The organism is Streptococcus sp. V869 (genome assembly GCF_054353515.1).
This window is the reverse complement of record NZ_JBTHHW010000002.1, coordinates 295,642-320,109: the sequence shown is the minus strand read 5'-3', so window position 1 is coordinate 320,109 and position 24,468 is coordinate 295,642. Positions and strand designations below refer to the sequence as shown.

The 24,468-nt window shown below is 41.1% G+C and carries 19 protein-coding genes; 17 read left to right on the top strand and 2 right to left on the bottom strand.

Translation table 11 applies throughout. The features are described 5' to 3' along the window. Window positions 1-64 precede the first annotated feature (64 nt). From pcsB to purB, 15 genes are all read left to right on the top strand, one after another. A complete protein-coding gene (gene pcsB / locus ACXYSN_RS06975) occupies window positions 65-1,282 on the top strand; it encodes a peptidoglycan hydrolase PcsB (RefSeq protein ID WP_458636600.1) in 1,218 nt (405 codons plus the stop codon). Between the two features lie 212 nt (window positions 1,283-1,494). Continuing rightward, on the top strand, window positions 1,495-2,706 hold the full coding sequence (locus ACXYSN_RS06970; protein WP_458636599.1) for an aminoacyltransferase: 1,212 nt from the start codon (window positions 1,495-1,497) through the stop codon (window positions 2,704-2,706). A 270-nt stretch (window positions 2,707-2,976) separates the two neighbouring features. Next, window positions 2,977-3,756: a 30S ribosomal protein S2 gene (rpsB, locus tag ACXYSN_RS06965; protein WP_006150920.1), complete on the top strand. Its 780-nt coding sequence runs from the start codon at window positions 2,977-2,979 to the stop codon at window positions 3,754-3,756. 79 nt (window positions 3,757-3,835) lie between these two features. After that, the gene (tsf, locus tag ACXYSN_RS06960) at window positions 3,836-4,876 is read left to right on the top strand and encodes a translation elongation factor Ts (RefSeq protein ID WP_006150917.1); all 1,041 of its coding nucleotides are present in this window, start codon (window positions 3,836-3,838) and stop codon (window positions 4,874-4,876) included. A gap of 449 nt (window positions 4,877-5,325) precedes the next feature. Beyond that, window positions 5,326-6,033: a phosphoribosylaminoimidazolesuccinocarboxamide synthase gene (purC, locus tag ACXYSN_RS06955; protein ID WP_458636598.1), complete on the top strand. Its 708-nt coding sequence runs from the start codon at window positions 5,326-5,328 to the stop codon at window positions 6,031-6,033. A gap of 63 nt (window positions 6,034-6,096) precedes the next feature. Beyond that, window positions 6,097-9,822, top strand: coding sequence for a phosphoribosylformylglycinamidine synthase (locus tag ACXYSN_RS06950; RefSeq protein ID WP_458636597.1), 3,726 nt, complete (start codon window positions 6,097-6,099; stop codon window positions 9,820-9,822). 12 nt (window positions 9,823-9,834) lie between these two features. Next, window positions 9,835-11,277, top strand: a complete 1,443-nt coding sequence (gene purF / locus ACXYSN_RS06945; RefSeq protein ID WP_458636596.1) for an amidophosphoribosyltransferase — start codon at window positions 9,835-9,837, stop codon at window positions 11,275-11,277. Between the two features lie 35 nt (window positions 11,278-11,312). Then, on the top strand, window positions 11,313-12,335 hold the full coding sequence (gene purM, locus ACXYSN_RS06940; protein ID WP_458636595.1) for a phosphoribosylformylglycinamidine cyclo-ligase: 1,023 nt from the start codon (window positions 11,313-11,315) through the stop codon (window positions 12,333-12,335). After that, window positions 12,335-12,889 (top strand): phosphoribosylglycinamide formyltransferase, encoded by a 555-nt coding sequence (gene purN, locus ACXYSN_RS06935; RefSeq protein WP_458636594.1) that lies wholly within the window; start codon window positions 12,335-12,337, stop codon window positions 12,887-12,889. Before purM ends, purN begins: the two co-directional genes overlap by 1 nt. 70 nt (window positions 12,890-12,959) lie before the next feature. After that, window positions 12,960-14,507 (top strand): bifunctional phosphoribosylaminoimidazolecarboxamide formyltransferase/IMP cyclohydrolase, encoded by a 1,548-nt coding sequence (gene purH / locus ACXYSN_RS06930; protein WP_458636593.1) that lies wholly within the window; start codon window positions 12,960-12,962, stop codon window positions 14,505-14,507. Between the two features lie 121 nt (window positions 14,508-14,628). Then, the gene (gene purD / locus ACXYSN_RS06925; RefSeq protein WP_458636592.1) at window positions 14,629-15,894 is read left to right on the top strand and encodes a phosphoribosylamine--glycine ligase; all 1,266 of its coding nucleotides are present in this window, start codon (window positions 14,629-14,631) and stop codon (window positions 15,892-15,894) included. A 234-nt stretch (window positions 15,895-16,128) separates the two neighbouring features. Further along, window positions 16,129-16,617 (top strand): 5-(carboxyamino)imidazole ribonucleotide mutase, encoded by a 489-nt coding sequence (gene purE / locus ACXYSN_RS06920; protein WP_000805604.1) that lies wholly within the window; start codon window positions 16,129-16,131, stop codon window positions 16,615-16,617. Then, the gene (purK, locus tag ACXYSN_RS06915) at window positions 16,604-17,695 is read left to right on the top strand and encodes a 5-(carboxyamino)imidazole ribonucleotide synthase (protein WP_458636591.1); all 1,092 of its coding nucleotides are present in this window, start codon (window positions 16,604-16,606) and stop codon (window positions 17,693-17,695) included. The genes purE and purK overlap by 14 nt, the downstream gene beginning before the upstream one ends. A gap of 5 nt (window positions 17,696-17,700) precedes the next feature. Continuing rightward, window positions 17,701-18,957 (top strand): DUF4041 domain-containing protein, encoded by a 1,257-nt coding sequence (locus ACXYSN_RS06910; protein ID WP_458636590.1) that lies wholly within the window; start codon window positions 17,701-17,703, stop codon window positions 18,955-18,957. A gap of 56 nt (window positions 18,958-19,013) precedes the next feature. Then, window positions 19,014-20,312 carry an adenylosuccinate lyase gene (purB, locus tag ACXYSN_RS06905; RefSeq protein WP_458636589.1) on the top strand — a complete coding sequence of 433 codons (1,299 nt, stop codon included), beginning with the start codon at window positions 19,014-19,016 and terminating at the stop codon, window positions 20,310-20,312. A 47-nt stretch (window positions 20,313-20,359) separates the two neighbouring features. On the opposite strand, the gene ACXYSN_RS06900 is transcribed toward purB, so the two are convergent. After that, window positions 20,360-20,875, bottom strand: a complete 516-nt coding sequence (locus tag ACXYSN_RS06900; protein WP_458636588.1) for a YSIRK-type signal peptide-containing protein — start codon at window positions 20,873-20,875, stop codon at window positions 20,360-20,362. 267 nt (window positions 20,876-21,142) lie between these two features. Then, window positions 21,143-21,859 (bottom strand): GntR family transcriptional regulator, encoded by a 717-nt coding sequence (locus tag ACXYSN_RS06895; protein WP_006149619.1) that lies wholly within the window; start codon window positions 21,857-21,859, stop codon window positions 21,143-21,145. Window positions 21,860-22,183: 324 nt separating this feature from the next. On the opposite strand from ACXYSN_RS06895, the gene ACXYSN_RS06890 reads away from it, so the two are divergent. Both ACXYSN_RS06890 and ACXYSN_RS06885 read left to right on the top strand, forming a co-directional pair. Beyond that, complete coding sequence (locus ACXYSN_RS06890) at window positions 22,184-23,971, top strand: glycoside hydrolase family 35 protein (RefSeq protein WP_458636587.1); 1,788 nt, start codon at window positions 22,184-22,186, stop codon at window positions 23,969-23,971. Beyond that, the gene (locus ACXYSN_RS06885; RefSeq protein WP_006149635.1) at window positions 23,968-24,444 is read left to right on the top strand and encodes a PTS system mannose/fructose/N-acetylgalactosamine-transporter subunit IIB; all 477 of its coding nucleotides are present in this window, start codon (window positions 23,968-23,970) and stop codon (window positions 24,442-24,444) included. Before ACXYSN_RS06890 ends, ACXYSN_RS06885 begins: the two co-directional genes overlap by 4 nt. Window positions 24,445-24,468: the final 24 nt, after the last annotated feature.

Genomic DNA, 24,468 nt, shown 5'->3' with positions numbered 1-24,468 from the left:
AATATTTATTAGGCCTTTTTTTGATATACTAGTATTGTCTTTTTAAAGAAGGAGTATTACACTTATGAAGAAAAAAATTCTAGCATCACTTATGTTAAGTACAGTATTGCTTTCAAATGGAGCTGTACTTTCAAGTGTTAAAGCCAATACAACAGATGAAAAAATTGCTGCTCAAGATAGCAAAATTAGTGAGTTGACAACTCAACAGAAAGAAGCTCAAAAACAAGTAGACGAAATTCAAACTAAAGTTTCAGCTATTCAATCAGAGCAAGAAAAATTACAATCTGAAAACGAAAAACTTCAAGAAGAATCTAAAAAACTTGAAGGTGAAATCGCAGAGCTTTCAAAAAATATCGTAGCACGTAATGAATCGCTTGAAAACCAAGCTCGTAGTGCACAAACAAACGGAACTGCTACAAGTTACATCAATACGATCATTAACTCTGACTCGATCACAGAAGCTATTTCTCGTGTAGCAGCCATGAGTGAAATCGTATCAGCAAACAATAAAATGTTGCAGCAACAAAAAGAAGATAAGAAAGCTATCTCTGAAAAACAAGTTGCAAACAACGAAGCAATCAACACAGTCATTGCTAACCAACAAACGCTTGCTGACGATGCTCAAGCTTTGACAACAAAACAAGCAGAATTGAAAGTAGCTGAGTTGAATCTTGCAGCTGAAAAAGCTACAGCAGAAAACGAAAAAGCTAGCTTGCTTGAGAAAAAAGCAGCAGCAGAGGCAGAAGCTAAAGCAGCAGCAGAGGCAGAAGCAGCTTATAAAGCTAAACAAGCAAGTCAACAACAATCACTCGCAGCTTCAGCCAACACAACTTTTGCTGCACAAGTACAAGCAACTTCAAGTTCTTCATCAGCTTCATCATCAGATGATGATTCAAGCTACACACCTGCAGCAACTACTGTAAGTCAACGACCAACTTATAGTTCAAGCGCTTCAAGTTACCCTGTAGGTCAATGTACATGGGGTGCTAAGACCTTGGCTCCATGGGCCGGTGATTATTGGGGTAATGGTGGTCAGTGGGCTACCAGTGCAGCAGCAGCAGGTTTCCGTACAGGTTCTACACCACAAGTTGGTGCGATTGCTTGTTGGGATGATGGTGGATATGGACACGTAGCAGTTGTTACAGCCGTTGAATCAACAACGCGCATTCAAGTTTCTGAGTGTAACTATGATGGTAGTGGAAATCAACCAATTGGAAATTATCGTGGATGGTTTAATCCTACAGCATCACGTGGTACAGTAAGATACATTTATCCAAACTAATATACTGATTATTACTAAATTTAGGGTGAGGTTTTATTAATCTCACCCTTTGTATAGTGCTGAAAAATAAATTTCATTATATAATTACTTGAACTTATTTTGTATTCTATTCTTAATAATTATTTAGTTAAAGTTAGATGAAATTTAGAGATTTAGTACGAGTGTAGCTTGTTAATAAAAAATGGTTTCTAAAGGGAATTGGTACTGGAATTATGTTTACTTATAAAACGAATGTTGATGTCAAAGAGTGGGATTTATTTTTACAAAATCATCCTCAAGGAAATTTATTGCAGAGTAGTGATTGGTCCAAGATAAAGGATGCTTGGGGGAATGAAAGAGTTGGCTTTTATAAAGAGGATCAACTAGTTGGAGTGGCGAATATCTTAATTCAGCCACTACCATTAGGACTTTCTATGTTCTATATTCCACGAGGTCCAGTTATTGATTATAAAGATAAAGAACTTCTGAAATTTGTGCTTTTAACATTGAAAAAACTTGCTAAAAAAAGCCATGCAATAATGGTTAAATTTGATCCAAGTTTATTTATCAGTAGAGGTCTTATTGGGCAAGAAACTGTCCAAAATTCTAGGACTTTAGAAATTATTGAAGAACTGAAAAAAAATAAAGTTTATTGGACAGGCTTAACAAAGGATATGGCAGAAAATATACAACCACGTTTTCAAGCTAATATTCATAAAGAGAACTTTTCGTTGGATCAACTATCCAAGTCCACTAGACAGGCAATCCGAACTGCAAGGAATAAAGGATTGGAAGTGAAATTCGGTGGAATTGATTTATTAGATGAATTTTCATTTTTAATGAAGAAAACAGAGTCTCGTAAGAATATCAGTTTACGAGGCAAAGATTATTATCAAAAGTTACTGACTACTTATCCTAATCACTCTTTTATCACACTAAGCTACTTAGATTTACCTAATAGACTGAAAGAAGTTGAGCAGCAACTCGAAAAGAATCTTAAAATAGCGCAGAAATTTACTGATAAAACGAAAGAAGGCAAAATAAAAGAGAATCAGCAAGAGAGAAAACGATTAGAGGAAGAAATTTCTTTTCTTAAGAGCCATATTGATAGAGGGTACAGTGTCGTTCCATTGTCTGGAACTTTAACCATCGAATTTGGGAAAACTTCTGAAAACTTATATGCTGGAATGAATGAGGAATTTAGACATTATCAACCTGCTATTCCTACATGGTTTGAGACAGCTCAACATTCATTTGAACGTGGGGCAGAGACTCATAATATGGGTGGAATTGAAAACAACTTAGAAGGCGGGTTATTTAATTTTAAATCTAAGTTTAATCCCACTATTGAGGAGTTTGCTGGTGAGTTTAACTATCCAACTAGTTCATTATATTTCTTGTTTAATCTAGCTTATAAGATTCGTAAGAAACTTCGAAGTAGATAGCATAAACACCCCTACATTAAATTTTAAAAAATTAGCTATTAGAACATCTCAGCAGTATATGTTGAGATGTTTTAAATTTAGAGCTTTTAAATAGTAATTTAATAAGGAGAAAATAACAAAATTACTTGAAATAAAGCTCCAATTATGATAAAATGAAACTTGTCGTGTGAACGATAATACTCATTCTTGATGAATTGTGAAACTGTTGCCTTTTGGTTGTTTTGCAAGTTGAAATCAAGAAGAGGAAAAAACAAAAAAGGAGAAATACTCATGGCAGTAATTTCAATGAAACAACTTCTTGAGGCTGGTGTACACTTTGGTCACCAAACTCGTCGCTGGAACCCTAAGATGGCTAAGTACATCTTCACTGAGCGTAACGGAATCCACGTTATCGACTTGCAACAAACTGTAAAATACGCTGACCAAGCATACGACTTTATGCGTGATGCTGCAGCTAACGATGCAGTTGTATTGTTCGTTGGTACTAAGAAACAAGCTGCTGACGCTGTTAAAGAAGAAGCAGAACGTTCAGGTCAATACTACATCAACCACCGTTGGTTGGGTGGAACTCTTACTAACTGGGGAACTATCCAAAAACGTATCGCTCGTTTGAAAGAAATCAAACGCATGGAAGAAGAAGGAATCTTTGACGTTCTTCCTAAGAAAGAAGTTGCACTTCTTAACAAACAACGTGCACGTCTTGAAAAATTCTTGGGTGGTATCGAAGACATGCCTCGTATCCCAGACGTAATGTACGTAGTTGATCCACATAAAGAACAAATCGCTGTTAAAGAAGCTAAGAAATTGGGTATCCCAGTTGTAGCGATGGTCGACACAAACACTGACCCAGATGATATCGATGTTATCATCCCAGCGAACGATGACGCTATCCGCGCTGTTAAATTGATCACTGCGAAAATGGCTGACGCTGTTATCGAAGGTCGTCAAGGTGAAGACGCAGCGGCAGTTGAAGCTGAATTTGCAGCTTCAGAAGCTCAAGCAGACTCAATCGAAGAAATCGTTGAAGTTGTAGAAGGCGACAACGCTTAGTTCAAATAAGTAATTATTACCTAGGAGGGCGGGGCTTAGCCCAGCTCTCCTATTTTTAAAAAAATATAGGAGAATCAAAATGGCAGAAATTACAGCTAAACTTGTAAAAGAGTTGCGTGAAAAATCTGGTGCTGGTGTTATGGACGCTAAGAAAGCATTGGTTGAAGTTGAAGGTGATATCGAAAAAGCGATCGAATTGCTCCGCGAAAAAGGTATGGCTAAGGCAGCTAAAAAAGCAGACCGTGTTGCTGCAGAAGGTTTGACTGGTGTATTTGTTAACGGTAACGTTGCAGCAGTAGTTGAAGTAAATGCTGAAACTGACTTCGTTGCGAAAAACGCTCAATTCGTTGAGTTGGTAAATGCTACAGCTAAAGTAATCGCTGAAGGTAAACCAGCTAACAACGAAGAAGCACTTGCTTTGACAATGCCTTCAGGTGAAACTCTTGAAGCTGCATATGTATCTGCAACAGCTACAATCGGTGAAAAAATCTCATTCCGTCGTTTTGCTTTGCTTGAAAAAACAGATGCACAACACTTCGGAGCATACCAACACAATGGTGGACGTATCGGTGTTATCTCTGTAATCGAAGGTGGAGACGAAGCGCTTGCTAAACAAATCTCAATGCACATCGCTGCCATGAAACCAACAGTTCTTTCATATAAAGAATTGGATGAGCAATTTGTTAAAGATGAGTTGGCACAATTGAACCACGTTATCGACCAAGATAACGAAAGCCGTGCAATGGTTGGTAAACCAGCTCTTCCACACCTTAAATATGGTTCTAAAGCTCAATTGACTGATGAAGTCATCGCTCAAGCTGAAGAAGATATTAAAGCTGAATTAGCTGCAGAAGGTAAACCAGAAAAAATCTGGGATAAAATTATTCCTGGTAAAATGGATCGTTTCATGCTTGACAACACTAAAGTTGACCAAGCCTACACACTTCTTGCACAAGTTTACATCATGGATGACAGCAAGACAGTTGAAGCATACCTTGAATCAGTTAACGCTACAGTAGTTGAGTTTGCTCGCTTTGAAGTTGGTGAAGGTATCGAAAAAGCTGCAAATGACTTTGAAGCAGAAGTTGCAGCTACAATGGCAGCAGCTTTGAATAACTAAAAATTAAAAACAAAGTAAATGAATTGCACTCTAAGTATTAGATTTTTATATCTAACTTTTAGAGTGCAATTTTTATTTTTTCCTTAATTGATTAAGATAAATTGATTAGTAGTAATTTGTTTCAATTTAGATTTTAATAGTGAGTAATGGTGAGATTGACATACGCTACCGAAAAGAAATTATAAGAATTAAGCAGTGGATTGAAAAATAGGTTAAAATATTTTCTTGATACCCACGTTGTGATTTTGAATACATATTTTGTTTTTTTGAAACAAGAATAAAGTTCTCATTTTAACTCAAATCAATATTAGAAAATCGCAAATGAAAAATCGTTTGCGATTTTTCTGTACTTTTTCAAATATGGTATCAAATATAGTTCGTGAAATATTTGATTTTTAGTATTTGTTATGTTAGAATGATGTAAAGTAATACGAAAGGCGAACAAGAAAATGTCCAGCAAACTTATTTATACGGGAAAAGCTAAAGATATTTATAGTACAGAAGACGAACATGTGATTAAGTCCGTTTATAAGGACCAAGCCACTATGCTGAATGGGGCTCGTAAAGAGACCATCGAAGGCAAAGGTGTGCTGAATAATCAGATTTCGTCTCTTGTTTTTGAAAAATTGAATGCTGCTGGAGTGGAGACGCACTTTATCAAGCGTATTTCTGATACCGAACAACTCAATAAGAAGGTGACCATCATTCCTTTGGAGGTTGTGCTTCGTAATGTGACTGCAGGTTCTTTCTCCAAACGGTTTGGCGTTGAAGAAGGTTTGGATTTGGAAACTCCAATCGTTGAATTTTACTATAAAAACGATGAGTTGGACGATCCATTTATCAATGATGAACACGTCAAGTTCTTGGATATTGCCAATGATGAACAAATTGCCTATATCAAGGAAGAAACGCGTCGGATCAATGAATTGCTGAAAGATTGGTTTGCACAAATTGGTCTGCGTTTGATTGACTTCAAATTGGAATTTGGTTTTGATAAGGATGGCAAAATTATCTTGGCAGATGAATTCTCACCAGATAACTGCCGCCTTTGGGATGCGGAAGGGCACCATATGGACAAGGATGTTTTCCGTAGAGATTTGGGCAGCTTAACGGATGTATATAAAGTTGTTTTAGAAAAATTGCAAGGTTTGAAGTGATCTTTTTGAAACGGAAAACCTTCGTCTTCGATAACCTATTTGAATAGAAATAAAGGAAATAAAATGGATAAACGTATTTTCGTTGAGAAAAAAGCTGATTTTCGTGTGAAATCTCAGTCTTTAGTAAAAGAATTGCAGCATAATCTTCAGTTGAAAACGTTGAAGGATCTTCGGATTGTTCAGGTTTACGATGTTTTTGGTTTGGCAGAGGACTTGTTTGCGCGTGCGGAAAAACATATCTTCTCTGAGCAAGTGACCGATACTGTTTTGGACGAAGCTGCAGTTAAGGCCGATCTTGAAAAGTATGCTTTCTTTGCTATCGAAAGTTTGCCTGGTCAATTTGACCAACGTGCGGCATCTTCACAGGAAGCTTTGCTGTTGTTGGGTAGTTCAAATGATGTAACAGTGAACACAGCACAATTGTACTTGGTTAACAAGGATATTGATGCAAATGAGTTGGCGGCTGTCAAAAACTACCTTTTGAACCCAGTGGATTCTCGTTTCAAAGATATCACTCTTGGCATTGCGAAACAGGATTTCTCTGAGTCTGACAAGACCATTCCAAGCTTGGATTTCTTTGAAACTTATACGGCAGAAGATTTTGCACAGTATAAGGCAGAGCAAGGATTGGCAATGGAAGTGGATGACCTTCTCTTCATTCAAGATTACTTCAAGTCTATTGGACGTGTTCCAACTGAGACTGAGTTGAAGGTGTTGGATACTTACTGGTCTGATCACTGCCGTCATACCACTTTCGAGACTGAGTTGAAAACCATCGATTTCTCAGCTTCTAAATTTGAAAAACAATTGCAAGCGACTTACGACAAGTATATTGCTATGCGTGATGAGTTGGGACGTACAGAAAAACCTCAAACCTTGATGGATATGGCGACTATTTTTGGACGTTATGAGCGTGCCAATGGTCGTTTGGATGACATGGAAGTGTCTGATGAAATCAATGCTTGCTCTGTTGAAATTGAGGTAGATGTCAATGGTATCAAAGAACCATGGCTTCTTATGTTCAAGAACGAAACTCACAACCACCCAACAGAAATCGAACCATTCGGTGGAGCGGCTACTTGTATCGGTGGTGCCATTCGTGACCCATTGTCAGGTCGTTCATACGTTTACCAAGCTATGCGTATCTCAGGTGCTGGTGATATTACAGCTCCAATTTCAGAGACTCGTGCTGGTAAATTGCCACAACAAGTGATCTCTAAAACAGCGGCTCACGGTTATTCTTCATACGGTAACCAAATTGGTCTTGCAACAACTTATGTTCGTGAATACTTCCACGCAGGTTTCGTTGCTAAGCGTATGGAGCTAGGTGCAGTTGTCGGTGCGGCTCCTAAAGAAAATGTTGTCCGTGAAAAACCTGAAGCAGGTGATGTGATTATCTTGCTCGGTGGTAAAACTGGACGTGACGGTGTTGGTGGTGCGACAGGTTCTTCTAAAGTTCAAACGGTTGAGTCTGTGGAAACAGCTGGTGCTGAGGTTCAAAAAGGGAATGCCATCGAAGAACGTAAGATTCAACGTCTTTTCCGTAATGGGGACGTGACACGTCTGATCAAGAAATCAAATGACTTTGGTGCTGGTGGTGTCTGCGTGGCTATCGGTGAATTGGCAGATGGTCTTGAAATTGATCTAGACAAAGTGCCATTGAAATACCAAGGTTTGAACGGTACAGAAATTGCCATCTCTGAATCTCAAGAACGGATGGCTGTAGTGGTTCGTCCAGAAGATGTAGATGCCTTCGTTGCAGCATGTAACAAAGAAAATATTGATGCTGTTGTCGTTGCAACAGTAACTGAAAAACCAAATCTTGTCATGCACTGGAATGGTGAAACCATCGTTGATTTGGAACGTCGTTTCCTTGATACAAACGGTGTACGTGTGGTTGTAGATGCTAAGGTCGTTGACAAGGATGTCAAGCTTCCAGAAGAACGTCAAACATCTGCTGAAACCCTTGAAGCTGATACTCTTGAAGTCTTGGCTGACCTGAATCATGCCAGTCAAAAAGGGTTACAAACTATCTTTGATAGTTCAGTTGGTCGTTCAACAGTCAATCACCCACTTGGTGGTCGCTACCAAATCACACCAACCGAAGCTTCTGTACAGAAATTGCCAGTCCAACATGGCGTGACTACAACTGCTTCTGTCATGGCGCAAGGATTTAACCCTTATGTAGCAGAATGGTCTCCATATCATGGCGCTGCTTATGCAGTAATCGAAGCAACAGCTCGTTTGGTTGCTGCTGGTGCCAACTGGTCTAAGGCTCGTTTCTCTTATCAAGAATACTTCGAGCGTATGGATAAACAAGCAGAGCGTTTTGGTCAACCAGTAGCAGCTCTCCTTGGATCAATCGAAGCTCAGATTCAACTTGGGTTGCCATCTATTGGTGGTAAAGACTCTATGTCTGGTACCTTTGAAGAATTGACAGTACCACCAACCTTGGTTGCTTTTGGGGTAACAACTGCCGATAGCCGTAAGGTTCTTTCTCCAGAATTCAAAGCTGCTGGTGAAAATATTTACTATATTTCTGGTCAAGTTTTGGCACAAGAAATTGACTTCGATCTCATCAAGTCTAACTTTGCTAAGTTTGAAGCCATCCAAGCTGACCATAAAGTCACAGCTGCATCAGCTGTCAAATATGGTGGTGTGGTTGAAACTCTTGCCCTTGCAACATTTGGTAACCATATTGGTGCCACTGTAACCCTTGAAAATCTTGAAACTGCCTTGACAGCTCAATTGGGCGGATTCGTCTTCACATCTCCGGAAGAGATTTCAGGTGTTGCCAAGATTGGACACACAGCAGCTGACTTTACACTTACTGTCAATGGTGTAACGCTTGATGGACACAAACTTGACAGTGCCTTTCAAGGTAAATTGGAAGAGGTTTACCCAACGGAATTTGCACAAGCAACTGAGTTGGAAGAAGTACCTGCTGTGGCATCAGATGCTGTGATCAAAGCTAAAGAAACAGTTGAGAAACCTGTGGTTTACATCCCAGTATTCCCAGGTACTAACTCTGAGTACGATTCAGCTAAGGCCTTTGAAAAAGAAGGTGCCAAAGTCAACTTGGTACCATTTGTAACACTTAATGAAGAAGCGATTGTCAAGTCTGTTGACACTATGGTTGATAATATCGAAAAAGCTAATATTATCTTCTTTGCAGGTGGTTTCTCAGCAGCCGATGAACCAGATGGATCAGCTAAATTTATCGTGAACATCTTGCTCAATGAAAAAGTACGTGCAGCTATCGATAGCTTCATCGAAGGTGGTGGTTTGATTATCGGTATCTGTAACGGATTCCAAGCCCTTGTTAAATCTGGTCTTCTTCCATATGGTAACTTTGAAGATGCAAGTAGCACGAGTCCAACCCTCTTCTACAATGATGCTAACCAACACGTGGCTAAGATGGTGGAAACACGTATTGCCAACACGAACTCACCATGGCTTGCGGGAGTAGAAATTGGTGACATCCATGCTATCCCAGTATCACACGGTGAAGGTAAGTTTGTCGTGACAGCTGAGGAATTTGCAGAGCTTCGTGACAATGGTCAAATCTTTACCCAATATGTTGACTTTGATGGTAAACCAAGCATGGATTCTAAATACAATCCAAATGGTTCTGTTAATGCGATCGAAGGTATCACAAGTAAGAACGGTCAAATTATTGGTAAGATGGGTCACTCAGAACGTTTCGAAGACGGTCTCTTCCAAAATATTCCAGGAAATAAAGACCAGCATCTCTTTGCATCAGCTGTGAAATACTTTACTGGAAAATAAAAGGTATAAAAAATGACATACGAAGTAAAATCTCTTAATGAAGAATGTGGTGTTTTTGGTATCTGGGGTCACCCAGATGCTGCCAAATTGACCTATTTTGGACTCCATAGTCTTCAGCACCGTGGTCAGGAGGGGGCAGGAATCCTCTCCAATGACCAAGGGAAATTGAAGCGTCATCGTGATATGGGGCTTTTATCAGAAGTCTTCAAAAATCCTGCGAATTTGGATAAATTGACAGGAACTGGAGCGATTGGGCACGTGCGTTATGCGACTGCGGGAGAAGCTTCTGTAGACAATATCCAACCTTTCCTCTTCCGTTTTCACGATATGCAGTTTGGTTTGGCTCATAATGGGAATCTGACCAATGCAGAATCACTCAAGCAAGAATTGGAACAAAGAGGAGCGATTTTCAGCTCAACCTCTGACTCTGAAATCTTGGCTCACCTCATTCGCCGTAGCCACAATCCGAACTTGATGGGGAAAGTCAAAGAAGCACTTAGTCTTGTCAAAGGTGGTTTCGCATATCTCTTGATGTTTGAAGATAAGTTGATTGCAGCTCTTGACCCAAACGGGTTCCGACCTCTATCAATCGGGAAAATGGCCAATGGAGCAGTTGTTGTTTCATCTGAAACCTGTGCCTTTGAAGTCATCGGCGCTGAGTGGATTCGCGACGTGAAACCAGGCGAGATTGTCATTGTTGACGACAATGGTATCCAGTATGATAGCTACACAAACGATACTCAGTTGGCTATCTGTTCCATGGAATATATCTATTTTGCTCGTCCTGACTCCAACATCCATGGTGTCAATGTCCATACAGCCCGTAAGAGAATGGGAGCGCAATTGGCACGTGAGTTCAAGCACGAAGCGGATATCGTAGTCGGTGTACCAAATTCCTCGCTCAGCGCAGCTATGGGCTTTGCTGAAGAATCAGGTCTGCCAAATGAAATGGGACTTATCAAGAACCAATATACGCAACGTACCTTTATCCAGCCAACTCAAGAATTGCGTGAGCAAGGGGTTCGGATGAAACTTTCTGCTGTTTCTGGTGTCGTGAAAGGCAAGCGCGTGGTCATGATTGATGACTCCATTGTACGAGGGACAACATCTCGTCGTATTGTCCAACTTTTGAAAGAGGCGGGAGCATCGGAAGTGCACGTTGCTATTGGGAGCCCTGCTCTTGCCTACCCATGTTTCTACGGGATTGATATCCAGACACGTCAGGAGCTGATTGCGGCTAATCATACGGTTGAAGAAACATGCCAAATCATTGGTGCGGATAGCCTGACTTATCTTTCGATTGATGGATTGATTAACTCTATTGGGATTGAAACAGATGCTCCAAATGGTGGGCTCTGTGTCGCTTACTTTGATGGGAAATATCCAACTCCTCTCTATGACTATGAAGAAGAATATCGTAGAAGTTTGGAAGAGAAAACGAGTTTTTACAAATAAAATTCCCATTGAAGGAAAGGAAAAGGAATAGAAAAATGACAAATAAGAATGCTTATGCTCAATCGGGTGTGGATGTTGAAGCGGGTTATGAGGTTGTAGAACGGATTAAAAAACACGTAGCACGTACGGAGCGTGCGGGTGTCATGGGAGCTCTTGGTGGCTTCGGTGGTATGTTTGACCTTTCAAAAACAGGTGTCAAAGAGCCGGTCTTGATCTCAGGGACGGACGGTGTCGGAACTAAACTCATGCTGGCTATCAAGTATGACAAACACGATACTATCGGTCAGGACTGTGTGGCCATGTGTGTCAATGATATCATTGCTGCAGGTGCAGAGCCTCTCTACTTCTTGGACTATATCGCAACTGGTAAAAATGAACCAGCTAAACTAGAACAAGTCGTTGCTGGTGTGGCTGAAGGTTGTGTACAAGCCGGTGCAGCCCTTATCGGTGGTGAAACTGCTGAAATGCCTGGTATGTATGGCGAAGACGACTATGACTTGGCTGGATTTGCTGTTGGTGTTGCAGAAAAATCTCAAATCATCGACGGTTCAAAAGTAGCAGAGGGTGACGTCCTTCTCGGACTTGCTTCAAGCGGAATCCACTCAAATGGATACTCACTTGTTCGTCGTGTCTTTGCTGATTACACAGGGGAAGAAGTATTGCCTGAGTTAGAAGGTAAGAAGCTTAAAGACGTCCTTTTGGAACCAACTCGTATCTACGTCAAAGCAGCATTGCCGCTCATCAAAGAAGAATTGGTCAACGGAATTGCCCACATCACAGGTGGTGGTTTCATCGAAAATGTGCCACGTATGTTCTCAGATGACTTGGCTGCTGAAATTGACGAAAGCAAAGTGCCAGTTCTTCCGATCTTCAAAGCTCTTGAAAAATATGGCCAAATCAAACATGAAGAAATGTTTGAAATCTTCAACATGGGGATTGGTCTCATGCTTGCGGTTAAACCAGAGAATGTGGAACGGGTCAAAGAACTTCTTGACGAACCAGTTTATGAAATCGGTCGAATTGTGAAGAAAGATGGCGCAAGTGTGGTGATTAAGTAATGGCTAAAAAAATCGCTGTTTTTGCCTCTGGCAACGGCTCAAACTTTCAGGTGATTGCGGAACAATTTCCAGTAGAATTTGTCTTTTCAGATCATCGGGATGCCTATGTACTTGAGCGTGCAGAGAATCTTGGGGTATTATCCTACGCTTTTGAACTCAAGGAATTTGAAAACAAGGCAGACTATGAAGGAGCCATTGTCGAACTCTTGGATGAACACCAGATTGACCTCGTTTGTCTCGCAGGATACATGAAAATCGTCGGACCAACTTTGCTAGCAGCTTATGAAGGCCGTATCATCAATATTCATCCAGCCTATCTCCCTGAATTTCCAGGCGCTCATGGTATTGAGGATGCTTGGAATGCAGGTGTTGCTGAGAGCGGTGTGACCATTCACTGGGTGGATTCGGGCGTTGACACAGGCAAGGTCATCAAACAAGTCCGTGTGCCACGCCTTGAAGGGGATACCCTTGATACTTTCGAGACTCGCATCCACGAAACAGAGTACAAACTCTATCCAGAAGTCTTGGAACATTTGGGAGTTGCACGCAAATAAGGAAGTGCTAGAACTGAAAGAATAATTTCGACTGTAGTAGCTGAAGAACTTTTTAAAAAGGAAGAGAAAAATGACTAAACGAGCACTTATTTCAGTCTCAGACAAAGCGGGCATTGTTGAATTTGCCCAAGAACTCAAAAAACTTGGTTGGGATATCATCTCAACTGGTGGTACTAAAGTTGCCCTTGACAATGCTGGGGTGGATACTATCGCCATCGATGATGTGACTGGTTTCCCAGAGATGATGGATGGTCGTGTCAAGACCCTCCACCCAAATATCCATGGTGGCCTTCTCGCTCGTCGTGATCTCGATAGCCACCTAGAGGCTGCTAAGGATAACAAAATTGAATTGATTGATCTTGTTGTGGTCAACCTTTACCCATTCAAGGAAACGATTCTTAAACCGGACGTGACTTACGCGGATGCGGTTGAAAATATCGATATTGGTGGTCCATCCATGCTTCGTTCAGCAGCGAAGAACCACGCTAGCGTCACAGTTGTGGTAGATCCTGCTGACTATGCTGTGGTTTTGGATGAATTGGCAGCCAACGGTGAAACAAGCTACGAAACTCGCCAACGGTTTGCAGCGAAAGTATTCCGCCACACAGCAGCCTATGATGCGTTGATCGCAGAATACTTCACAGCTCAAGTGGGTGAAACAAAACCTGAAAAACTTACTTTGACTTACGACCTTAAGCAACCAATGCGTTACGGTGAAAATCCTCAACAAGATGCAGACTTCTACCAAAAGGGTTTGCCAACTGCTTACTCAATTGCTTCAGCTAAACAACTCAACGGTAAAGAATTGTCCTTCAACAATATTCGTGACGCTGATGCCGCTATCCGTATCATCCGTGACTTCAAAGATCGTTCAACAGTTGTGGCTCTCAAACACATGAACCCATGTGGGATTGGTCAAGCTGACGATATCGAAACTGCTTGGGACTACGCTTATGAGTCTGATCCAGTGTCTATCTTTGGTGGTATTGTCGTTCTCAACCGTGAAGTAGATGCTGCGACAGCTAAAAAGATGCACGGCGTTTTCCTCGAAATCATCATTGCACCAAGCTACACAGACGAGGCGCTTGAAATTTTGACAACCAAGAAGAAAAACTTGCGCATCCTAGCCTTGCCATTTGATGCACAAGATGCCAGCGAAGCAGAAGCAGAATACACAGGTGTTGTTGGAGGTCTCCTCGTTCAAAACCAAGACGTGGTCAAAGAAAGTCCAGCTGACTGGCAAGTGGTTACTAAACGCCAACCAACTGAGACAGAAGCGACAGCTCTTGAATTTGCTTGGAAGGCTATCAAGTATGTCAAATCAAATGGTATCATCGTGACCAATGATCACATGACACTTGGTGTTGGCCCAGGTCAAACCAACCGTGTGGCTTCAGTACGTATTGCTATTGACCAAGCTAAAGACCGTCTTGATGGTGCTGTTCTTGCTTCAGATGCCTTCTTCCCATTTGCAGATAATGTGGAAGAAATTGCTAAGGCAGGTATCAAGGCTATCATCCAACCAGGTGGCTCAGTCCGTGACCAAGAGTCTATCGAGGCTGCTGATAAATACGGTTTGACTATGGTCTTCACAGGCGTGAGACATTTTAGACATTAAGAAAACGAAAGGGAAGAAAATAGTTTCTTTCCTTTTTTGTTTAAAAAAACTTAAAGAAACAAGATTAAAACGAACGTTTATGATATAATGTTAGTAAATAATTCGCAAAAGAGGTTGATGGATGAAACTGTTAGTTATCGGCTCAGGTGGTCGTGAGCATGCGATTGCCAAAAAGTTGTTGGAGTCTAAAGATGTTGAGCAAGTTTTCGTGGCTCCTGGGAATGACGGGATGACCTTAGATGGACTTGATTTGGTAAATATCTCTATTTCCGAACATTCTAAGCTGATTGACTTCGCAAAAGTCAACAATATTGCTTGGACCTTTATCGGTCCAGATGATGCTCTTGCAGCTGGGATCGTAGATGATTTTAATGCAGCTGGTCTCAAGGCCTTTGGTCCGACCAAGGCTGCGGCTGAGCTGGAGTGGTCTAAGGATTTTGCTAAGGAAATCATGGTCAAATACGACGTTCCGACAGCAGCCTATGGTACATTTTCAAATTTTGAGGAAGCCAAGGCCTACATCGAGGAGAAAGGCGGTCCAATCGTCGTCAAGGCAGACGGCTTGGCCCTAGGGAAAGGGGTCGTCGTTGCGGAGACGGTTGAGCAAGCCGTCGAAGCTGCTCACGAGATGCTGTTGGACAATAAATTCGGTGATTCAGGTGCGCGTATGGTCATCGAGGAATTCCTTGACGGGGAAGAATTCTCTCTCTTTGCCTTTGTCAATGGGGACAAGTTCTACATCATGCCAACAGCTCAGGACCACAAACGTGCCTATGATGGCGACAAGGGCCCTAACACTGGTGGGATGGGTGCCTATGCGCCAGTTCCTCACTTGCCACAGAGCGTGGTTGACACAGCAGTTGACACTATTGTCAAGCCAGTCCTTGAAGGCATGATTAAAGAAGGACGTCCTTACACTGGTGTCCTTTACGCTGGACTTATCTTGACAGCTGACGGCCCTAAAGTCATTGAGTTCAACTCACGCTTTGGCGATCCTGAAACACAAATCATCTTGCCTCGCTTGACATCTGACTTTGCACAAAATATCACCGATATTTTGGAAGGCAAAGAGCCAGCCATCACTTGGACGGACAAGGGTGTGACACTAGGCGTGGTTGTAGCCTCAAACGGCTACCCACTCGCTTATGAGAAGGGTGTCAAACTTCCAGCCAAGACAGAGGGTGACATCATCACTTACTATGCTGGAGCTAAATTCGCTGAAAATGGCCAAGATCTCCTCTCAAACGGCGGACGTGTCTACATGCTCGTTACAACAGCAGACACCGTCAAAGACGGCCAAAACATTATCTACAACGAACTCAACAAACAAAACACAGAAGGCCTCTTCTATCGTACGGATATCGGAAGCAAAGCCATAAAAGATTAACAGCTACTAAATTTGTCATGGCGAGCGAAAGCGAGCCAAAGTAAGATAATGGTCGCTTAATTTGCGAGCGTTAGCGAGCTAGTATAGGATAATTGTCGCAGTAGTGGAACTCCTAGTAGCTCTGCTACTAGGAGCGGAAAACTGGAGACTCAGGCTCCAGTTTTAGTAATGGAACGCCTCAGGCGGTCGCTTACGTCTGCACTACATTAGACGATTATTAAAAAAGGAGAAGAAATGAAACCAGTAATTTCCATTATCATGGGCTCAAAATCCGACTGGGCAACCATGCAAAAAACAGCAGAAGTCTTAGACCGCTTTGGTGTAGCCTACGAAAAGAAAGTTGTTTCCGCTCACCGTACACCAGATCTCATGTTTAAACATGCCGAAGAAGCACGTAGCCGTGGCATCAAGGTTATCATCGCTGGTGCGGGTGGCGCAGCCCATTTGCCAGGGATGGTCGCAGCGAAAACAACCCTTCCTGTCATCGGTGTACCAGTCAAATCACGTGCTCTTAGCGGTGTGGACTCGCTCTATTCCATCGTTCAGATGCCAGGTGGTGTGCCAGTCGCAACCATGGCTATCGGTGAAGCGGGTGCGACTAACGCTGCCCTCTTTGCCCTCCGTCTCCTTTCAGTAGAGGACCAGGCTATTGCAACAGCGTTAGCGGATTTTGCAGAAGAACAAGGAAAAATTGCAGAGGAGTCTACAAATGAGCTCATCTAAAACAATCGGAATTATTGGTGGCGGTCAGCTTGGTCAGATGATGGCAATCTCAGCTATCTATATGGGTCACAAGGTTATCGCGCTGGATCCTGCAGCGGATTGTCCGGCCTCTCGCGTAGCGGAAATCATCGTGGCTCCTTACGACGATGTGGAAGCCCTTCGTCAGTTGGCAGACCGCTGTGATATTCTCACTTATGAATTTGAAAATGTCGATGCTGATGGTTTGGATGCCGTTATCAAAGAAGGCCAGCTTCCACAAGGAACAGACCTACTCCGCATTTCCCAAAATCGCATTTTTGAGAAGGACTTTCTTTCCAACAAGGCCCAAGTCACTGTGGTTCCTTACAAGGTTGTGACCTCAAGCCAAGATTTGACAGATATCGATCTGTCGAAAAATTATGTCCTCAAGACAGCGACCGGTGGCTACGATGGTCATGGTCAAAAGGTTATTCGTTCAGAAGCAGATTTGGAAGAGGCCTATGCTCTAGCTGATTCAGCAGACTGTGTCTTGGAAGAATTCGTCAACTTTGACCTTGAGATTTCTGTCATCGTGTCTGGTAATGGTAAGGACGTGACAGTCTTCCCCGTTCAGGAAAATATCCACCGCAACAACATTCTTTCAAAAACCATTGTGCCCGCTCGCATTTCAGAAAGTCTAGCTGAAAAAGCCAAAGTGATGGCAGTGCGAATCGCAGAACAGCTGAACCTTTCTGGAACGCTCTGCGTGGAAATGTTTGCGACAGCTGATGACATCATCGTCAATGAAATCGCACCACGTCCACACAATTCAGGCCATTACTCAATCGAAGCTTGCGACTTCTCCCAGTTTGACACACATATTTTGGGTGTTCTGGGAGCACCACTTCCAGTAATCGCCCTTCATGCACCAGCAGTCATGCTCAATGTTCTCGGCCAACACGTTGAGGCCGCTGAAAAGTATGTTGCAGAAAATCCAAGCGCCCACCTCCACATGTATGGTAAAATAGAAGCGAAGCACAACCGCAAGATGGGACATGTGACTTTGTTTAGTAGTGTGCCGGATGAGGTTGAGGAATTTGGGAAAGAAGAATTTGAGTAAAAATTATGGGATTATTTAATTTTGGAAAACCAAAAGATGAAATATTAGAAGCTAAGCTACAGAAGCTTACTGATGATATTGAAATAAAAAAGGTAGATCTAGCCAAATTGGAGCAACAAATAAAAAAAGGGAAAGAAGTAATCTCGCTAGATACTGAACTTTCTCAAAAGAGGAATGAGTTAGCCCGATTAAATGAGGAAATTGCTGTGGCAAATGGCAATCTAAATTTACAGGAATTTGGTTTCTTTGAAAGACAATATAGCTTTTCTGATAGTATAAAGTATAAAGATAAATTAGATTCTTTAAGAATGCAACAAAAATCCATGGTTAAAAATGGAACTGCTGGAAGAATAGTCACTCCTATGCTTTTAGATAATAGTAAAAGTAAGGGAAAGGCTATGCAGAATCAATTAATTAAAGCAGCTTTAAGAGGTTTTAATGGTGAGGCTGATGCTCTTTTAGTCAAGGTTTCAGTGGTAAATGTTGATAATAAAATTAAAGCTTTAAGAAAAGTATTTGAACAGTTGAATAAAATGTATTCACGGAATTTAATTGAAATCACTTATCCATATTTAGACTTGAAAATCGAAGAGCTACGTTTAGCAGCTGAGTACGAACTTCAAAAACAAGAAGAAAAAGAGTTGCTTCGTGAACAACGGGAAAAGGAACGAGAAGATAAAAAACTTCAAGCTGAGATTAAAGCGAAACGAAAACAACTGGAGAAGGACAGAGACCACTTTAAGAATATGGTTGCCAAGGTAACAGAGTTACTGAAAGAAGCAAGAAATAATGAAGTAGATGAACTCAGACGCCAATTGAACGAATATCAAGATAAACTATCTGAATTAGATGAAATTGAAGAAGATATTGATTATCGAGAAGGTCATGCAACGGCAGGTTATGTGTATGTGATATCTAACATAGGTTCTTTTGGTGAAGATGTATATAAAATTGGAGTAACTCGTCGTTTAGAGCCATTGGAACGAATTAGGGAATTGAGTAGTGCATCTGTACCATTCCAATTTGATGTTCATGCGTTGATATTTAGTGAAGAAGCATTTACACTGGAAACAGAATTGCACAATCAACTTGCTAATTATAAAGTAAATAAGGTGAATGGACGAAAAGAGTATTTCAAAGTTCCCTTTGATGAAATTAGAAGTATTTTAGCAACCCATAAAGAATTAACAGTGGAGCTGAATGAAGATGCTGAAGCATTTGAATACAGGCAAACAAAAGCTATTGAAGATAAACAGTTATAATAAATATCCCTCGGTTGCTAACTGATGTGATACATCAAAAGAAAGGAAAATTAAACATGATCGAACGTTATTCACGCCCAGAAATGGCGAACATTTGGACTGAAGAAAATAAATACCGTGCTTGGCTTGAGGTGGAAATCTTAGCTGACGAAGCATGGGCTGAGTTAGGGGAAATCCCTAAGGAAGATGTAGCTTTGATTCGTGAAAAAGCGGACTTTGACATCGACCGTATTTTGGAAATCGAGCAGCAAACTCGTCACGATGTGGTTGCCTTCACACGTGCGGTTTCTGAAACTCTTGGTGAAGAGCGTAAGTGGGTTCACTATGGTTTGACATCTACTGACGTGGTCGATACTGCCTATGGTTACCTCTACAAACAAGCCAACGACATCATCCGCAAAGACCTTGAAAACTTCCTTAACATCATCGCTGACAAAGCGAAAGAACACAAGTTCACTATCATGATGGGTCGTACCCACGGTGTGCATGCTGAGCCGACAACCTTTGGTCTTAAATTGGCTACTTGGTACAGCGAAATGAAACGGAACATCGAGCGTTTCGAGCATGCGGCTGCTGGCGTCGAAGCTGGTAAGATCTCTGGTGCGGTTGGTAACTTTGCCAACATCCCACCATTCGTTGAAAAATACGTTTGCGACAAGCTTGGTATTCGTGCTCAAGAAATCTCTACACAGGTCCTTCCTCGTGACCTTCACGCTGAGTACTTTGCAGTTCTTGCGAGCATCGCAACTTCTATCGAGCGTATGGCAACAGAGATTCGTGGTCTTCAAAAATCAGAACAACGGGAAGTGGAAGAGTTCTTTGCCAAAGGTCAAAAAGGGTCTTCAGCAATGCCTCACAAACGCAACCCAATCGGTTCTGAAAATATGACAGGTCTTGCGCGTGTGATCCGTGGTCACATGGTAACAGCTTATGAAAATGTGTCGCTTTGGCACGAACGTGATATCTCTCACTCATCAGCTGAGCGTATCATCGCACCAGACACAACCATCTTGATTGACTACATGCTCAACCGTTTCGGAAACATCGTTAAGAACTTGACAGTCTTCCCAGAAAACATGATCCGCAACATGAACTCTACATTTGGTTTGATCTTCAGCCAACGTGCCATGCTTAATTTGATTGAAAAAGGCATGACACGTGAGCAAGCTTACGACCTTGTTCAACCAAAGACTGCCCAATCATGGGATAACCAAGTAGACTTTAAACCACTTCTTGAATCAGATCCAGAAGTAATATCACGCCTCACTCAAGAAGAAATCGACGAAATCTTCAACCCTGTTTACTACACTAAACGTGTTGATGAAATCTTCGAACGCATCGGTTTGGGTGATTAATCATAATAATAAAAAAGCGAGATTGTATCTCGCTTTTTTATTTGTGCTTAATCTTTTTTCTTGCTAAGTTCATAAGCTGTGAGTGCAGCCATCAAACCTGTAGCAATCAACCATTCTGACTCTTGGTTTCCTGTTTCAGGAAGTTTATATTCTTTGGCTGAAGGGGCTTCGACTTGAGCAGCTTCTTTGTTTTCTTCTTTTTCAGATTCTATCTTCTTAGCTTCTTCAGTTACTACTGGTTTAGCTGGAGCTACCTCGGTTGCAACAGGTTCTTCTACAGTAGGCGCAGGAGCAACTTCAACTTTTGGAGCTTCAGTAGTTGTAGTTGCTACTGGAGCAGTTGGAGTCACATTTTCTGTTGACGGAGCAGTCTCGAGCTTTTCTTCACTCGTTTGTGGAGCGGATTCTCCAGTAGTTTGGATAGTAGGCTGATCCTCTGTTGTGATAGGTACAACTCCGTCAGCCGCAACACCCTGGGCTTGAAAAGCAAATCCAATTAATACAGAAGCTGCTCCGATTGCATACTTACGAATAGAGAAGCGCTGTTTGTTTTCTGGTTTCATTAAAAACCTCCTTTTCGCATTTTTGATAGCGTTTTCACACACTGGCTTTATTGTATGTTCAAACAAAAATAAAGTCAAGTTTTTGAGGAAATTACTATAAAAAATAGAATAAATTATAAATTAAGATATATTTTCCAAGTTTTGACTATTTTTTAGTAAAAAGGTTACTAATTATAGAATTGTTTAAAATGCTATTCTCAGGAAAGGGAGCTGATGCTATAATGGGTATATAAAAAACCTGAGACAGTTGTCTCAGGTTTTTAAACATTAGTGACCACGGTCACAAGAGATGAATTTAATTTTGTAGAAATCAGAACGTTTATAAGTTTCGATGTATTCCAAAACTTGACCAGTTGCTTCAAGCTTAGTTGTCCTAGTTTGGAAAACAGTTGGGAATTGAGTGTCGATTCCTAGGATAGAAGCGGCATGTTCTGGAGTTGGAAATACAATTTCATTAATTTCTTCAAAATGCTCGTCATTCATGTGAATGTGGTAGTCCAATTTGAAACGATTATAGATAGAACTATAGTATTCAAGGTTTGGATAGTTGGCATTGATGTATTGTTCAGGGATGTATGAACTATGATAGATATAGGTGATGCCGTTTGTTTCACGAACACGTTCAATCTTGTAGTAGAATTGATCACCACGTAGGCCGAGCTTTTCTAGATATTTAAGATCGTTCCCGCGTTCGATAGAAAGAACAGTTACCTTATCGTCTTTGGTCTCGAAGATTTCTACATCAGAAAATTCAACGAGTTTATGCTTGCGAGCACGAGCTACAAATGTTCCTTTACCTTGTTGACGAACAATGTATCCGTCTTTAGCAAGGTCATTCAAGGCACGAACTACTGTGATTGAACTAACATCATACATGGAAATCAATTCTGCTTCAGTGTAGAATTTATCTCCACTAGCAAATTGACCAGAAATGATCTTATTTTTCAATTCATCTTTAATGTATTGATACTTTGGAATTGCCATATTTTCACCTCATTTTTTCCTTCTCCATTTATGATTTTAACATAAAATCGAAAAAAAGAGTAGAAAAGCACTGGAAAAATTTAAAATATCGGAATAAGAAATTAGAATACATATAAATAATTTGTGTTTTATTCCTTATTTTTGCTTGTTTTTTCAAAATGTTGATTTAACGGGCTTTGAGAAGGTTTTTAGAAAAGATTCAGTAAAAAAATAGAAAAATTTTAAAGAAAATTTCAAAAGGTATTGACATTAACCCCCGATTAGTTTATAGTTGATATAACAATACATGAAAGCGCAAACTTTTTCGTTTTTAGGGGAGGAAGAATGGCGAGATTTGAAATTAAAGATGATTTCTATCTGGAAGGAAAACCATTCAAGATTTTGTCCGGTGCCATTCACTATTTTAGAGTTCCTGCGGAAGATTGGCATCATTCATTGTATAACCTCAAGGCTTTAGGTTTTAACACAGTTGAGACGTATGTTCCTTGGAACATGCATGAACCTGCTGAAGGAGAGTTTAACTTTGAAGGAAATCTTGATTTAGAGAAATTTCTTCAAACTGCACAAGATCTGGGCTTATACGCAATTGTACGTCCTTCTCCATTTATCTGTGCAGAGTGGGAATTCGGTGGTTTACCTGCATGGCTCTTGACCAAGGATATGAGAATTCGATCGTCTGATCCAGCTTTCATTGAAATGGTTGGCCACTACTATGATCAGTTACTTCCACGTCTAGTTCCGAGATTATTGGAAAACGGTGGGAACATTCTCATGATGCAAGTCGAAAATGAGTATGGCTCATATGGTGAAGACAAGACCTACTTGAGGGAAATTCGACGTTTGATGGAAGAACGAGCAGTTACTTGTCCGCTTTTCACATCAGATGGTCCATGGCGAGCAACTCTTAAGGCAGGTACCTTAATTGAGGATGATCTCTTTGTGACTGGGAACTTTGGTTCCAAAGCTACTTATAATTTTTCACAGATGCAAGAATTCTTAGATGAGTATGGCAAGAAATGGCCACTCATGTGTATGGAATTCTGGGATGGCTGGTTTAATCGTTGGAAAGAACCTATCATCAAGCGTGACCCAGAAGAATTAGCAGAAGCAGTTCGCGAGGTTTTGGAGCTAGGCTCTATCAACCTTTACATGTTCCACGGTGGAACAAACTTTGGTTTTATGAATGGTTGCTCAGCTCGAGGAACGATTGATTTACCACAAGTAACTTCTTATGATTATGACGGTCTTTTAGACGAAGCTGGAAATCCAACTGCTAAATATTTCGCAGTGAAAGAGATGATGGCGACTCACTATCCTGAGTATCTGCAATCTGAGCCACTTTACAAGGAAAGTATGGAAGTTGAAGCAATTCCGCTAGTCGAGAAGGTTTCTCTATTTGAAACCTTGGATGACCTATCAAGTCCGATTGAAAGTCTCTATCCAAAGAAAATGGAAGAACTTGGGCAAAGTTATGGCTACCTACTCTATCGTACAGAAGCTAGTTGGGATGCAGATGAAGAACGCATTCGAATTATTGATGGACGAGATAGAGCACAGCTCTTTGTAGATGGCAAGTGGATTGCTACTCAATACCAGACAGAAATCGGCGAAGATATCTTTTGTCAAGGAAAAAAGAAAGCGCTCTCCAACATTGATATACTCATTGAAAATATGGGACGTGTCAACTATGGGCACAAATTCTTAGCTGATACCCAGCGAAAAGGAATTCGCACAGGTGTTTGTAAAGATTTGCATTTCTTGCTCAACTGGAAACAATATCCGCTTCCGCTTGATAATCCTGAGAAGATTGATTTTTCAAAAGAATGGACAGAAGGGCAACCTGCCTTTTACGCCTATGACTTTGAAGTTGAGGCACCAAAGGATACCTACCTAGACTTATCTGAGTTTGGGAAAGGGATTGCTTATATCAATGGACATCATCTAGGTCGTTTCTGGAATGTCGGTCCAACCTTATCGCTTTATATTCCGCATAGCTATCTCAAGGAAGGTGCGAACCGCATCATTATCTTTGAAACAGAAGGGGAGTATAAGGGACACATACATTTAACTCGTAAACCTACACTCAAACACATAAAGGGGGAAAACTTATGACAATTGTAGGATGCCGTATCGATGGGCGCTTAATTCACGGACAAGTCGCAAACCTTTGGTCTGCTAAACTTAATGTTTCACGTATCATGGTCGTTGACAATGAAGTTGTGAACAACGACGTTGAAAAAAGTGGCTTGAAACTTGCAACACCACCAGGTGTAAAACTTAGTATTTTGCCAGTTGATAAAGCAGCAGCGAATATCCTTGCTGGTAAATATGATAGCCAACGTCTCTTGATTGTAGCACGCAAACCTGATCGTTTTCTTGGTTTGGTTGAAGCAGGCGTGCCACTTGAAACAGTCAATGTCGGCAACATGTCTCAAACACCAGAAACTCGTGCTATCACACGTTCTATCAACGTTGTAGATAAAGACGTGGAAGATTTCCACAAATTGGCGGAAAAAGGTGTTAAACTTACTGCTCAAATGGTTCCAAATGATCCAGTTTCAGACTTTTTGAGCTTATTAAAATAGGAAAAATTTTTAGGAGGTCATTGT